The 13216-nt window shown below is 70.5% G+C and carries 8 protein-coding genes; 2 read left to right on the forward strand and 6 right to left on the reverse strand.

Annotated elements, in window-relative coordinates; translation table 11 throughout:
* Nucleotides 1-31: 31 nt before the first annotated feature.
* Nucleotides 32-1612 carry a purple acid phosphatase family protein gene (locus tag OHT61_RS01300; RefSeq protein WP_329034230.1) on the reverse strand — a complete coding sequence of 527 codons (1581 nt, stop codon included), beginning with the start codon at nucleotides 1610-1612 and terminating at the stop codon, nucleotides 32-34.
* A 458-nt stretch (nucleotides 1613-2070) separates the two neighbouring features.
* Between OHT61_RS01300 and OHT61_RS01305 the strand changes: the two genes are divergently transcribed.
* Nucleotides 2071-4893 (forward strand): PQQ-dependent sugar dehydrogenase, encoded by a 2823-nt coding sequence (locus OHT61_RS01305; protein ID WP_329034232.1) that lies wholly within the window; start codon nucleotides 2071-2073, stop codon nucleotides 4891-4893.
* Complete coding sequence (locus OHT61_RS01310) at nucleotides 4890-6653, forward strand: ThuA domain-containing protein (protein WP_329034234.1); 1764 nt, start codon at nucleotides 4890-4892, stop codon at nucleotides 6651-6653. Before OHT61_RS01305 ends, OHT61_RS01310 begins: the two co-directional genes overlap by 4 nt.
* Nucleotides 6654-6781: 128 nt before the next feature.
* On the opposite strand, the gene OHT61_RS01315 is transcribed toward OHT61_RS01310, so the two are convergent.
* The 5 genes from OHT61_RS01315 to OHT61_RS01335 form a co-directional block, all read right to left on the reverse strand.
* A complete protein-coding gene (locus OHT61_RS01315) occupies nucleotides 6782-7606 on the reverse strand; it encodes an enoyl-CoA hydratase/isomerase family protein (protein WP_329034235.1) in 825 nt (274 codons plus the stop codon).
* A gap of 189 nt (nucleotides 7607-7795) precedes the next feature.
* Nucleotides 7796-8068: a DUF3253 domain-containing protein gene (locus tag OHT61_RS01320; protein ID WP_329034236.1), complete on the reverse strand. Its 273-nt coding sequence runs from the start codon at nucleotides 8066-8068 to the stop codon at nucleotides 7796-7798.
* 51 nt (nucleotides 8069-8119) lie between these two features.
* The gene (locus OHT61_RS01325; protein WP_329034237.1) at nucleotides 8120-9895 is read right to left on the reverse strand and encodes an MOSC and FAD-binding oxidoreductase domain-containing protein; all 1776 of its coding nucleotides are present in this window, start codon (nucleotides 9893-9895) and stop codon (nucleotides 8120-8122) included.
* Between the two features lie 161 nt (nucleotides 9896-10056).
* Nucleotides 10057-11136, reverse strand: a complete 1080-nt coding sequence (locus OHT61_RS01330) for a WxL protein peptidoglycan domain-containing protein (protein WP_329034238.1) — start codon at nucleotides 11134-11136, stop codon at nucleotides 10057-10059.
* A gap of 73 nt (nucleotides 11137-11209) precedes the next feature.
* On the reverse strand, nucleotides 11210-13186 hold the full coding sequence (locus OHT61_RS01335; protein WP_329034240.1) for a metallophosphoesterase family protein: 1977 nt from the start codon (nucleotides 13184-13186) through the stop codon (nucleotides 11210-11212).
* Nucleotides 13187-13216: the final 30 nt, after the last annotated feature.

Below are 13216 nucleotides of genomic sequence, written 5' to 3' on the forward strand. Positions count from 1 at the left end.
TGCCTCCGCGGAGGCACCGGCCGGGCTCCCGTCAGCCCCGGCGGATCTCGAAGTGGTCGATGCGCTCTCCCGACTCGGCGAGCGCGGTGACCTTCATCCGGGGATGCCGGCCGGCCTCCACCTCCACCGCGAGGAAGGAGAATCCGGTGTAGCGGACCCGGGACCACTCGACCGTCTCGGTGGCCTTTCCGCCGCCCTTGACCACGTGGTAGGTGTTCACGCTCTCCAGGTCCTTGACATGGCCCTCGTAGCTGTCCGGTGCCGGGAAGTCGTACAGCGCCTTGCCGGCACCGCCCGCGGTGACGTACACGATGCCGTCCCGCGTCGGGTCGGTGCGCTCCCCGATCGGGACCGGGCGCTTGACCGCACTCTTGAGGATCGCGTCGGTGCGCTCGTAGACGTGGTTGTGGCCGTTGATGACCAGGTCCACCTGGTGCTTCTCGAAGAGCGGCACCCAGGCGTCCCGGACGCCGCCGTCCGAGGCGTGGGCGTTGGTCGTGGAGAACGCGCAGTGGTGGAAGAAGACCACCACGAAGTCGATGTCGTGGCGGGCCCGCAGTTCTCCCAGACGCCGGTCCAGCCAGCGCGTCTGCTTGCCGTCGCTGATGCCGAAGTTGGCCGGGATCTCGTACGAGACGTCGTTGGCGTCGAGTGCGATCACGCCGACGTTGCCGTGCGTGAAGGAGTAGGCGCCGGGCTGGTGGACGGGGTCCGGGCCGTTGTCCGGCAGGGTCCAGCGGGCGTTCTGGCCGCCGTAGCCGTTCGGCGAGTACCAGGCCTCCATGTCGTGGTTGCCGGTGGTCACCATCCACGGCACGGTCTTGGACACCGTCTCGGTCTGCGCCAGGAACTGGTCCCAGGTGCGGGCGTCGTAGGTGTCGGTGCTCTGCCCGGAGCCGGAGGGGTCGGCGTAGCAGATGTCACCGGCGTGCAGGTGGAAGGCGGGGTTCTGCCCGAGGATCAGCTGGTCGTTGCCGAGCGCGTGGTAGCTGACGCCCTGGTCGCCGAAGGCCGTGAAGGTGAACGCCTCGGCGCGCTCCGGCGCGGTGGTGAAGGTGCCGAGCGTGCCGAGGTTACGGGTGTCGGCGGGGTCGAAACCGTCGTGGCCGACGCCGTAGTAGTACGTCGTGCCGGGCTTCAGCCGCTCCAGGGAGGCGTGCACGTAGTACTGCTCGGCGGCCGCGATCTTGCCGCCGTTCAGCATCGGTGTCGTCAGGTGCCGTACCTCGGCGTCGATCCTGCGGCTGAGTGCCCACGGCTTGTTCCCGATGCGGATGAAGGGCCGCTTCACGGCGAAGGGGACCTGCCAGGACACCGCCATCTGGGTCTTGGGGTCCGCCCCGTACGCGAGGTGCCTGCCGAAGGGGGCGACCAGCGAACCGTCCACCTGCGTCGTGCTGTGGTGCGACGTGATCACGTCCGGCCCGGCGGCGTACGCGGACGGGGAGACCAGTCCCGACGCCGCCAGTCCGGTGCCCGCGACGGCCGCGGTGGCCACGCCGGTGCGGAGGACACCGCGGCGGGTCAGCTTGGTACGCAGGTATTCGTGCTGCTCGGCCATGCTCATGCGGTCGGCGAGCTTCTCGGGGATTCCGAAACGGGGGATGTCCATGGCCGAAAACATCCACCGGAATACTGACCGGATTCCTTCAGGTACATGAACACTACACGTACAGCCCTCCATGAGTTCCTATAGCGGACACGGAGCGAGGCGGCGGACACGCTCCCGGCCGGTGCGCACGGCGGGGGTCACCGACCCCCCTCACCTGGGTCTTCCTCACGAGCACGGCCTGCCCGCGGGCAGGCGGCGGGCGTCCCGCACCTTCCCGCGCGGGGCTCACGCCGGTTCCCGGCAGGCGGATTCCCGGCCGGCCGCTTTGTCTCCCCACTAGAAGAAGTTGCGTTCCGGTGCGTCAAAGGGGTTTCTGGCCGGTGCAAAAGCCATTACCTTCCTGATCTGAACCGGACAACAACGGCCGGGTGCCCACCCCTCCCCCGGGCACCCGGCTCGTCGGCGCGACGGCGCGCGCCTGTGCTTCACCCCGCCCCGTCACCACACGGAGGTAACGCGTGCACAGGAGATTCACCCGGCCTCTCGCGGCGCTCGCCTGCACCCTGCTCGCCGCCGCGGGCGCCCTCACCGCCCAGCAGAGACCCGCCGAGGCCGCACCCGCGGCGGCCGACGAGTTCCAGCAGGTCACCCTGGCCAAGGGGGTGGCCGAGACCGGTGAGCCCATGACACTCGCCGTCCTGCCCGACAGATCCGTCCTGCACACCTCGCGGGACGGCACCCTGCGGCTGACCGACGCCGCGGGCACCACCAAGGTCACCGGCAAGCTCGACGTCTACTCCCACGACGAGGAAGGCCTCCAAGGCGTCGGAGTGGACCCGGGCTTCACCGGCAACCGCTTCGTCTACCTCTACTACGCGCCGAAGCTGTCGACGCCGTCGGGGGACGCGCCCGCAGGCGGCTCCGCGGCCGACTTCGCACCGTTCGACGGCGTGAACCGCCTGTCGCGCTTCGTGCTCAGGACCGACGGCACACTGGACCTCGGTTCGGAGACGAAGGTCATCGACGTCCCGGCCAGCCGAGGGCTGTGCTGCCACGTCGGCGGTGACATCGACTTCGACGCCCAGGGCAACCTGTACCTCTCCACGGGCGACGACAGCAACCCCTTCGCGTCCGACGGCTACACCCCCATCGACGAGCGGGCGGACCGCAACCCCGCGTACGACGCCCAGCGTTCGGCGGGCAACACCAACGACCTCCGCGGCAAGGTGCTGCGCATCAAGGTCAACGCCGCGGGCGGCTACTCCATCCCGTCGGGCAACCTGTTCGCTCCGGGGACCGCGAAGACCAGGCCCGAGATCTACGCGATGGGCTTCCGCAACCCGTTCCGGATGTCGGTCGACAAGCCCACCGGCATCGTCTACCTCGGCGACTACGGCCCCGACGCCGGTACCGCGAACGCGGGCCGCGGGCCGGCCGGCCAGGTCGAGTTCAACCGGATCACCAAGGCGGGCAACTACGGCTGGCCCTACTGCACCGGCAACAACAACGCCTACGTCGACTACAACTTCGCCACCTCGACGTCGGGCTCGGCCTTCTCCTGCGCCGCCCCGAAGAACACCTCGCCGAACAACACCGGCCTGACCGACCTCCCGCCGGCCCAGGCCGCCTGGATCCCCTACGACGGCGGCTCGGTACCCGAGTTCGGCAGCGGCTCGGAATCGCCCATGGGCGGCCCCGTCTACCGCTACGACGCGGCGTCCTCCTCGGCGGTCAAGTTCCCCCAGAGCTACGACGGCGACTTCTTCGCCGGTGAGTTCGGCCGCAGGTGGATCAAGCGGATCGAGCAGGGCTCCGACGGAACCGTCCAGTCGATCAACGCCTTCCCCTGGCAGGGCACCCAGGTCATGGACTCGGCCTTCGGGCCGGACGGCGCCCTCTACGTGCTCGACTACGGCACCGGCTACTTCAACGGGGACGCGAACAGCGCGGTCTACCGCATCGAGTACGTCACCGGAGGGCGCGCCCCGCTCGCCAAGGCCACCGCCGACCGCACCTCCGGCACCGCCCCGCTCGCCGTGAAGTTCTCCTCCGCCGGCAGCTCCGACCCGGACGGGGACCCGCTCACCTACGCATGGAAGTTCGGCGACGGCACGACCTCGACCGCCGCCCAGCCCTCGCACACCTACACGGCGAACGGCCGGTACACGGCCGAGCTGACGGTGTCCGACGGGACGGGCAACACGGCGACCGCCTCGGTGATCATCACCGTCGGCAACACCGCGCCCACGGTCACCCTCGACCTGCCCACCGACGGTTCCATCATCGACCCCGGCGCCGCCGTCCCGTTCAAGGTCACCGTCACCGATCCCGAGGACGGTGCGATCGACTGCTCCAAGGTCAAGGTCACCTTCATCATCGGCCACGACAGCCACGGACACCCGCAGACCTCCGCGACCGGGTGCTCGGGCACGGTGCAGACCATCGCCGACGGTGAACACGACCCCAACGCCAACATCTTCGGCGTCTGGGACGCCGAGTACACCGACAAGGGCGCGAACGGCCAGCCCGCCCTCACCACGCACGACCAGAACCTCAGCCAGGGCAGTCAGCGCCAGGCCGAGCACTTCGGGGAGTCCGCCGGCGTCCAGATCGTCGACAAGACGGCGGCGCACGGGGGCAAGGCGGTCGGCCACATCGAGAACGGCGACTGGATCTCCTTCAAGCCGTACCTCCTGGCCGACGCCACACGGATGACGGCCCGCATCGCCTCGGGCGGCGTGGGCGGGACACTGGAGGTCCGGGCGGGCACACCCACCGGAACCCTCCTCGGATCGGTGGCGGTACCGGTCACCGGAGGCTGGGAGAACTTCCAGAACGTGTCCGTGGACCTCACCAACCGCCCCGCCGGCACCACCACCCTCCACCTCGTCTTCAAGGGAGGGAGCGGATCCCTCTTCGACGTCGACGACTTCACCTTCACGACCGGTGGAACGACCGTGCGGACGGGGGCGATCACCGGAATCGCCGGCAAGTGCGTCGACGTCGCTTCGGGGGCCAGTGCCGACGGCACGCAGATACAGCTGTACGGCTGCAACAACACCGCCGCGCAGACGTGGACCGTGGCCGCCGACAGCACGCTGCGCGCGCTCGGCAAGTGCCTGGACATCAGCGGCGCCGGCACGGCCGACGGCACGAAGATCCAGCTGTACACGTGCAACAACACCGGAGCCCAGAAATGGGCACCGCAGTCCGACGGCACCCTGAGGAACCCCGCGACGGGCAAGTGCCTGGACGCGGCGGGGGGAGCATCCGCGGACGGCACGAAGCTCCACCTGTGGACCTGCACCGCCGGCGCCAACCAGAAGTGGACCCTGCCATGAGCCGACGACTCCGGCGCCTTGCCTCCTGGGGCACCTGCGCCTTACTGAGCACCGCCATGCTGCCCGCCGCGGCCACCGCCGCGGCCGGGACGGACGCACGACCGGCACCCTCCCCGGTGGCGGCCGCCGCCGCGGCCGACCCGGCGTACGACGTGCTGGTCTTCTCGAAGACGGCCGGCTTCCGCCATTCCTCCATCGACGAGGGTGTCACCGCCCTGCGCGAACTGGGCACGGCCAACAACTTCACCGTGACCGCGACCGAGGACGCGGCGGTCTTCACCCCCGCGTCCCTGGCCGGCTACGAGGCCGTCGTCTTCCTCTCCACCACGGGCGACGTGCTCAACGCCTCGCAGCAGACCGCCTTCGAGGGCTACATCCAGGCCGGCGGCGGATACGTCGGCATCCACGCGGCGGCCGACACCGAGTACGACTGGACCTGGTACGGCGGCCTGGCCGGTGCCCTCTTCCGGGCACATCCGCAGATCCAGCCCGCCACGGTCACGGTCGAGGACCGGGCGCACGACGCGACCGCCCATCTCGGCAGGACGTGGCAGCGCACCGACGAGTGGTACGACTACCGCACCAACCCGCGCACCACCGCGCACGTCCTGGCCTCGCTCGACGAGTCGACGTACAGCGGCGGGGGCATGGGCGGCGACCACCCGATCGCCTGGTGCAAGGACTACCAGGGCGGGCGTGCCTTCTACACGGGCGGCGGTCACACCGAGGACTCGTACGCCGATCCGGCCTTCCGCCGCCATCTCCTCGGCGGAATCCGCTGGGCCGCGCGCCTGACGGAGGCCGACTGCCGTCCCGAGACGGGCTACACCAGCCTGTACGGCGGCACCGGCACCACCGGATGGAAGCAGGCCGGCCCCGGTTCCTTCGCCGAGAGCGACGCCACGCTCACCTCCCGCGGCGGCCTCGGTCTGCTCTGGTACCAGGCCAAGGAGTACAAGGCGTACTCCCTGAAGCTCGACTGGCGGCAGGCCGGTGACGACAACTCCGGTGTCTTCGTGGGCTTCCCGGCCTCCGACGATCCGTGGTCGGCCGTCGACAACGGCTACGAGATCCAGATCGACGCGACGGACACCCCGGACCGCACCACGGGATCCGTCTACGGTTTCAAGTCGGCCGATCTCGCGGCGCGCGACGCGGCGCTGAACCCGCCGGGTGAGTGGAACACCTACGAGATCCGGGTCGAGGGCGAGCGCCTCCAGCTCTTCCTCAACGGGCAGAAGATCAACGACTTCACCAACACCGACCCCGCCCGGAGTCTCCAGCAGGGGCACATCGGACTGCAGAACCACGGCACCGACGACGACGTGTCCTTCCGCAACATCCGCATCAAGGAGATCGGCGGCACGACGGGGCCGAGGGAGGGTGCCATCAAGGGACTGGGCTCCAAGTGCGTGGACGTCGCGAACGGTTCCAGCGCCGACGGCACCCAGATCCAGCTGTGGACGTGCAACCAGTCCGCCGCCCAGAAGTGGACGGTGGGCACGGACGACACGCTGCGCGCGCTCGGCAAGTGCCTGGACATCAGTGGCGCGGGCACGGCCGACGGCACGAAGATCCAGCTGTACGGGTGCAACAACACCGGAGCCCAGAAGTGGGTCGCCCAGGCCGACGGCACCCTGAAGAACCCTCAGTCGGGCAAGTGCCTCGACGCCTCGGGCAACTCCTCGGCGGACGGCACCAAGCTGCACCTCTGGGCATGCCACACCGGCGCCAACCAGAAGTGGGTCCTGCCCGGGTGACGTTCCCCCGATTCCGTCGCCACCGCGGGAGGCGGTGGCGACGGGAACCGGCCGCGGTACCGGGCCGGTGACGGCGGCGGGGTGCGACGCCGAAGCACCCCGCCGCCGTTCCTCCGGGCCCGCCGGAGTCAGGAGAGGTCCGCGACCTGCCTGCCGAGGTCGCGCTCCACCCCGTCCGCCCGCTGCAGGCCGCCGTCCAGGAGCCGCTTCACCCGGAAGGTGTTCTCGGGCCTGCCCGAGGTGCCGAAGAACGCTGCCAGCGCCGCACCGAACTCCTCGACCGGAGGCTGGGTGCCGGCGTCGACGAGCTCCTTGGTCTTCCGCAGCGCCACCTTGTCGAAACTGGCGATCCGGCGGGCGAAGGTGTCGACGAACTGCTCGAGTTCGTTCCCGGGCAGGACGCGATTGACGTATCCGTAGGCTGCCGCGAGATCGGCGGGGAAGTCGTCGGCACCCAGCAGGATCTCCAGGGCCCGCGACCGCCCGACCAGACGGGGCAGCCGGCCGGTGGGGTTCCCGCCCGGGACGGACCCGACCCCCACCTCGAACTGCCCGAGGATGGCGTCCGGTCCGGCGAAACGGATGTCGGTCGCCAGGACGAACTCGCTGCCGGCGCCGCGGGCACGGCCGTTGATCTCGCTGACCGTGACGCACGGCACCCTGCCGAGCCGGTACACGTTGTCGGCGTACGGGTGCAGGCCGGACGCACCGGGCTTCATGGCGGCCACACGGGCGCGGTCCGACAGCATGTCCCAGTGCGCCATGAAGAAGTCCGGGTTGCCGCTCCTGAACACGACGACCGACAGCTCGGGGTCCTGCTCGATGCGGGTGATCAGCTCGGCCAGCTGCTCCACGGTGTCGGGATCCACCAGATTGATCTCACCGTTGGTGAACGTCACCCTCCAGTAGGACGGGCTGACCTCCTGGACGGCGAACTGCTCGTCTGCGCTCATGAGACCGGTCCCTCCAGATCCTTCGGATTCCGAGATGTCAGTATTTCACCGGTTTCACGAGGCTGCATCCGCCCTCTTCGGCGTGCCCTCTCCCCCGCCCGCGCGGCGCCGGTTTCCTCCCGTCCGGCGGATCTTCACGACGCGTCCGCGCATCAGGTCGGTACCGGCAGGCCGCCGACCCCGGGTGCGTCAGTGGACGCGTCGGATGCGGATCGGTCCCCGGGCTTCGGACGGCTCGACGGGGCGGCCCGCCTGGGTGATCTCCACCTCGCCGGCCGCGACAAGCCTCCGGGCCGCGGCCCGGGCCGGCTCCATGAGCGCCCGCCAGCCGTCGTCGTCGCCGTCGTACGCCGCCCGCGCGGCGTCCGAGGGGCAGATCGTGGCACCCGGGCGACGGTCGCCGAGCAGATCCAGAATGGTCCGCTCCAGGCGTGCGGCCGTCCGCTCCTCGCTGTCCGTCACTCCGCCAGTGTCGCACCGCCGGGAGCGGGGTGACGGGCGCACGGGCCCGGTTCACAGGTCGAGGACCACCGGCTCGGACGGCGTGGAGCAGCAGATGAGGACGTTGCCCTCCGCCGGCGGCTCGACGGGTTCGGGGTCGTAGTCCACGGCCCCCGCGAGCAGGCCCAGTTCGCAGGTGTGGCAGACGCCCGTGCGGCACGACCACCGGACGGGGACGTCGCATGCCTCCGCCAGTTCCAGGAGCGACCCCTGGGCCGCCCCCCAGCGGACGCTCAGCCCGCTGCGTGCGAAGGAGACCTGCGTTCCGTCCTGCGGCATGCCCTCCGGCGGGTGCGGCGCACGGCCGGCTCCGGGCCGCGTCACACCGGGCGTGAGGCTCGCGCCCGAACCGAAGGTCTCCGTGTGGACCTTCCCCGCGGCGAGTCCCGCCTCACCCAGCGCCTCCGAAGCCTCGCTCATGAAGGCTGCGGGTCCGCAGATGTACACATCGGCACCGTCGGGGAGCGACAGGTCCCGGATCCGCTCGGCGGACAGCCTGCCGGCCTCGTCGTAGTCGGTCCCTGCCCGGTCCGTGGCCGTGGGTCTGCTGTAGAACACCGTCGCATGTGCGTCAGGCAGATCCCTGAGCAGGCTGCGCGCCTCCTCGGCGAACGGGTGCTCCGTGCTGTCGTGGGCGCCGTGGAGCCACCACACGGGCCGCGGTGACCGTTCGTCCGCGAGGGCGTGCAGCATCGCCATGACGGGTGTGACACCCACTCCGGCCGACATCAGCACCACCGGGTCACTGCCCGGCACGAGCCGGAAGCTGCCGCGCGGTGCCGCTGTGTCGAGCGTGTCCCCGACGCGCACCGTGTCGTGGAGCCAGGCACTGGCCGAACCGTGCGGTTCGCGCTTCACGCTGATGCGGTACGCGTCGGCCCCGGGTTCGCCCGACAGCGAGTAGCTCCGGATCAGCGGAACGCCGGCTCCTGCGGGGGTGAGCCTCACCGTCAGGAACTGTCCCGGCGCTGCGGCCGGCAGCGCTGTTCCGTCCGGCGCCGACAGGTACAGCGAGCGGACCCTCCGGCTCTCCGCACGGACCGCCGTGACCGTCAGGGGGCGGAATCCCGGCCATCCGGGTGCGGGTGACGCCGCGGCCTCGCTCAGTCCCACGGCGCCCGTGGAGCCGGCCGGGTCCGCGCCGTCCGCGGCCTCCAGGAGCGCCCGCATCGATCCCTGCCAGCCGGGGCTGAGGGCGGGGATGCGCAGCGCGCGCTCGACCTGTTCGCGGGTGTGCCCGGGCAGGTAGAGCACCCCGTCGATCTCCTCGATGGTCATCCGCTCGGGCCCGGACGCGACCTTGGCGATCTCCTGACCGGCCTCGATCTCACCCTCCCGCAGGACCCGCATGTAGAAGCCCGGCCTCCGGTGGGCGACCAGCAGCGCGGCCATGCGGGGCTCGCCCAGGCGCAGCCCCACCCGGTAGCAGGTGACGCGGGGCTGGGTGACCTCGAAGAGCGCGTCGCCGATGCGATACCTGTCTCCGACACACACCTGGTCGTCGGCAAGGCCCTCGACGGTGAGGTTCTCCCCGAAGCCTCCGGGATCGAGATCGCCGCGCCCCAGTCGCCTCTTCCAGAAGGCGTAGGAGTCGAGCTGGTAGACGAGTACGGCGCGCTCTTCACCCCCGTGCCCGCCGAGGTCGCCCTGTCCGTCGCCGTCGATGTTGAGGCGGCGCACCATCCGCGGACCGGTGACGGGCCGCTTGTAGACCCCCGTGTGCACGGTCCGGCCGCGCCACGGCACGTCCGCGGGCATTCCGACGTTGACGGAGACCAGCCTGCCCATATCGCTCCTCCTTACCTCCGGTGGAGGGCGAGGATCACTTCTGTCACGTTAAGCCCGGTCGGGGCCGGGGGCAACAGCCCCTCCGTGCGGGCGGAGGGAGGGTCCGGTTCATCGCGACGCGCACTCGGGCGGGGCCTGGGGAGCGGCCCGGCCGGCGTGTGTCAGCCCTCCTGCTTCGTCAGGTCGCCGAGCGCCCGCTCGACGGCCTGGCGTACGAGGGTGTCCTCACGCCGCAGGCGCTGTGCCCGTCGTCGGCGCGCGAGGACGGCCGTCACGGCGGCAGCGGCGCCGAGAAGGACGACCGCCAGCATCGGTGTCCAGGGGACGGCCCATCCGTGGGCCGTGATCCGGACCGGGGCGAGCGGTGTGACGGACCCGGAGGCGTCGGTGAGTGACGGCGTCAGGGTCACGGTCGCGGCGAGCCTGAACGCGGGTGCGACGCCGTGGACGTGCACCGTGACGTCACGGCTCTCGCCCGGCAGCAGTTCGGGCGGCGCGGCGATGGGGCCCGCCCCGGTCCGGAACCAGCCGAAGGGCCCGGAGACGGACGCAGCCTGGCGTCCGGAAAGGACGGTGTTCCCGGTGTTGTGGATCCTGTAGGTGAGGGTGGCGTCGCCCTTGGCGAACGGGCTGGGCGAGCCCGCGTAGTCCACGTGCGCGTCCTCGATCCGGAGGTGCGGCGTGAGCGTGCCGCCGACCCGGAGTGCGACCCGGATCCCGAGGCGGCGGTCCACGTTGATCCCCTGGGCGTCGCCGGACTGCTTCAGGGAGGTGAGGATGCCGCCCACGTAGTCTCCGGGCGTGGCGTCGGCCGGGACGTCCGCCGTGAACGGGACTTCGGCGGTCCTGCCGGGCGCGATCACGACGGCGGACGTGCTGGAGCGGATCCAGGCACCGACGCCGACGGACTTCTCGTCCTTGGTGAGCAGGTCGAGCTGCCCCGCGTCGGTGGTGTACCCGTCGGCGGCGTAGACGGCGAGTTCGAGCGGGGTCCTGCCGTGGTTGGCGACGACCATGGAGTCCTTGATCCGCCCGCCCGGGTTGACGGCGTAGCTGAAGCTGGAGCGGTCGTCGCCGTAGCTGTTCACACCGGTGCGGACCGTCCAGGTGGCGGCACCCTCCGCGGCGCGGGCGGGCCCGGCCGGCAGGCAGGCGAGCCCGAGGGCGGCGAGCAGCACCGGCACGGCGGTGCGGGCGAGGCTCAGGATGCGGATGAGTCGGTGCGTGACGGGCGCGTGCATATGGGGATCTCCTGGAACGGGAGGCGGGACAGGCCCCCGCAAGGGCCTGCCCCGCCCGGTGGAACGGGTTCGATCAGCTGCTCAGTGCGGTGATCGTGAGGGTGGCGCGGTAGGCACCCTTCTGGACGCTGTCCGGGATCTTGAGATCCAGGTCGGCGCCGAGCCGGGCCGAGCCGCGGGCGTGGCCCTGCTCGGCCGAGCCGAGGCCGCGCGAGACGACCAGGCCCTTGCCCTTGTCGTCGTAGCCGGAGGCGACGGGGGCGCCCGCCTTCGCGCCCGCACCGCCGTCGAGGACGTACGGGCTCCAGCCGAGGTTGGCGCCGGAGAACGTCTTGCCCGCGTCCTGGAAGTCGCTCACGTTGGCCGAGACCGACCACGGGGAGAGCGAGCGGCGGCTGTCCGAGACCAGGAGCGGGTTGATCTTGCCCGTGGCCTCGAAGTGGTCGCCGCCGTGCTCCTTGGCGGTACCGAGGTCCACCAGACCGTTGTAGCCGTCGATCGTCCAGCCGAACTCACCGGGAGCGGGGTTCGGCACGTTGACCTGGAGGGACTGGCTGTCGCCGTGGTACGGGTGCACCGTGACCTTGTCGACGATCGAGCCGACCGGCTGGTTCGCCGGTGTGTTGTTGCACCAGTTGCCGTTCTCGACGGACGGGTTCGGTGCGGCGCACGTGCCGCTGCGGACGTCCTCGAGGACCAGCTTGTCGGCCCTGACCTGGACCTTGACGTAGCTGCGGACGTGCTCCTGGTTCTCCACGGAGTTGTACCAGTGCTTGTCCGGATCCAGCGGGTCCGGGCCGATCCCGTTGGGGTCCGTGTCGGCGGGGTTCGGCTTCTCGATGTCGTAGTACTTCGAGCCCGACGCCGTGTTGGCCGTCACGTACAGGACACCGCCGGGCCCGGGGTACACCTCGGCCGCGCCGGGCTGCTCCGCGGGGTCGGCCTTGCGGCCGTTCTTGATGAGGTAGCTGCGGGAGTAGCTGTGGTCGTGGCCCTGGAGGACCATGTCGACGCCGAGGTCGGAGAAGGCGGTCGTGAAGTCCTGGCGCCGGGTCCTGTTGTCGTTGTCCTTGGAGTGGTCCGCGGGCGAGTAGATCGAGTGGTGGAAGACCAGCACCTTCCACTTCGCCTCGGAGCCGTGCTTGTTGATGACGTCGGTCACGTACTTGACGTGGGCCGCGTCACCGCCACCGCCCGACGAGGGGTTGTAGCTGTTGCTGTTGAGGTCGATGAACAGGACATCCTTGTGGATGAACCAGTAGTCACCGCCGGACTTGCTCCCGGCCGGGTTCCCGTTGTCGTAGTACGGGGCCGAGCGGTCGGTGTTCGGGGTGAAGTGGTGCTGCTCGTAGGCCTTGCCACCGACGTCGTGGTTGCCGATGGTGGCGACCAGCGGGTACTGGCGGAGCTGGTCGGGTGCCAGGAAGGAGTTCCACTGGGCTTCGTTGTTGGCGCTCTCGACGTGGTCGCCGCCGGAGACCAGGAGTTCGGCGTCCGGGTTGGCCCCGGTGGCGATCTTGAGGGTGTCCTCCCAGCCCGCCTGGTCCTTCAGCGCGTTGCCGGAGGCCCCGATCTGCGGGTCGCCGAGGAACAGGAAGTCGTAGTCGCCCTCGAAGTCCTGCGTCGTGAAGGAGTACGTCGGCGACCAGTTGCCGACGGAACCGACGCGGTAGGAGTACGCCGTGTTCTCCTTGAGGTTGGTGATCGTGGCGTGGCGGTTGAAGCCGCCGCTCGCTGCTATGTTCGCCGACCCGGTGGCGCCGAAGGCAGCCGCGCCGGGAGGGAGTTCACCGTTGACGAGTTCCGCGGTCGGGGAGACCTGGAGTGTCTGGGCGGTGTCGGCCGAGGAGTACCACGTCACGGTGCGCTGGGTCTCGTTCGCGCCGACGCCGAGGATGATGCCGGTGAGCGCGGCGGGCTCGGCGGCGGTGGCGGGAGACGCCAGTCCGCTGCCGAGCGCGACGGACACGCCCAGAACTGCCGCGGTGACCCCGGTGGCCACACGGCGCCGCACAAGCCCGGAGGCTTGCGTCGAGGTGCTCAAATTCATCGAGTCTTCGTTCCTTTGGTGCACGGGTTG

Source organism: Streptomyces sp. NBC_00178 (assembly GCF_036206005.1).
GTDB lineage: Bacteria > Actinomycetota > Actinomycetes > Streptomycetales > Streptomycetaceae > Streptomyces.

What these genes read in the sequence shown, in the direction of transcription:
- OHT61_RS01325 (WP_329034237.1), bottom strand. Translation starts at nt 9,895, where the DNA reads ATGGGCAGGCTGGTCTCCGTCAACGTCGGAATGCCCGCGGACGTGCCG.
- OHT61_RS01300 (WP_329034230.1), bottom strand. Translation starts at nt 1,612, where the DNA reads ATGGACATCCCCCGTTTCGGAATCCCCGAGAAGCTCGCCGACCGCATG.
- OHT61_RS01310 (WP_329034234.1), top strand. Translation starts at nt 4,890, where the DNA reads ATGAGCCGACGACTCCGGCGCCTTGCCTCCTGGGGCACCTGCGCCTTA.
- OHT61_RS01330 (WP_329034238.1), bottom strand. Translation starts at nt 11,136, where the DNA reads ATGCACGCGCCCGTCACGCACCGACTCATCCGCATCCTGAGCCTCGCC.
- OHT61_RS01335 (WP_329034240.1), bottom strand. Translation starts at nt 13,186, where the DNA reads ATGAATTTGAGCACCTCGACGCAAGCCTCCGGGCTTGTGCGGCGCCGT.
- OHT61_RS01315 (WP_329034235.1), bottom strand. Translation starts at nt 7,606, where the DNA reads ATGAGCGCAGACGAGCAGTTCGCCGTCCAGGAGGTCAGCCCGTCCTAC.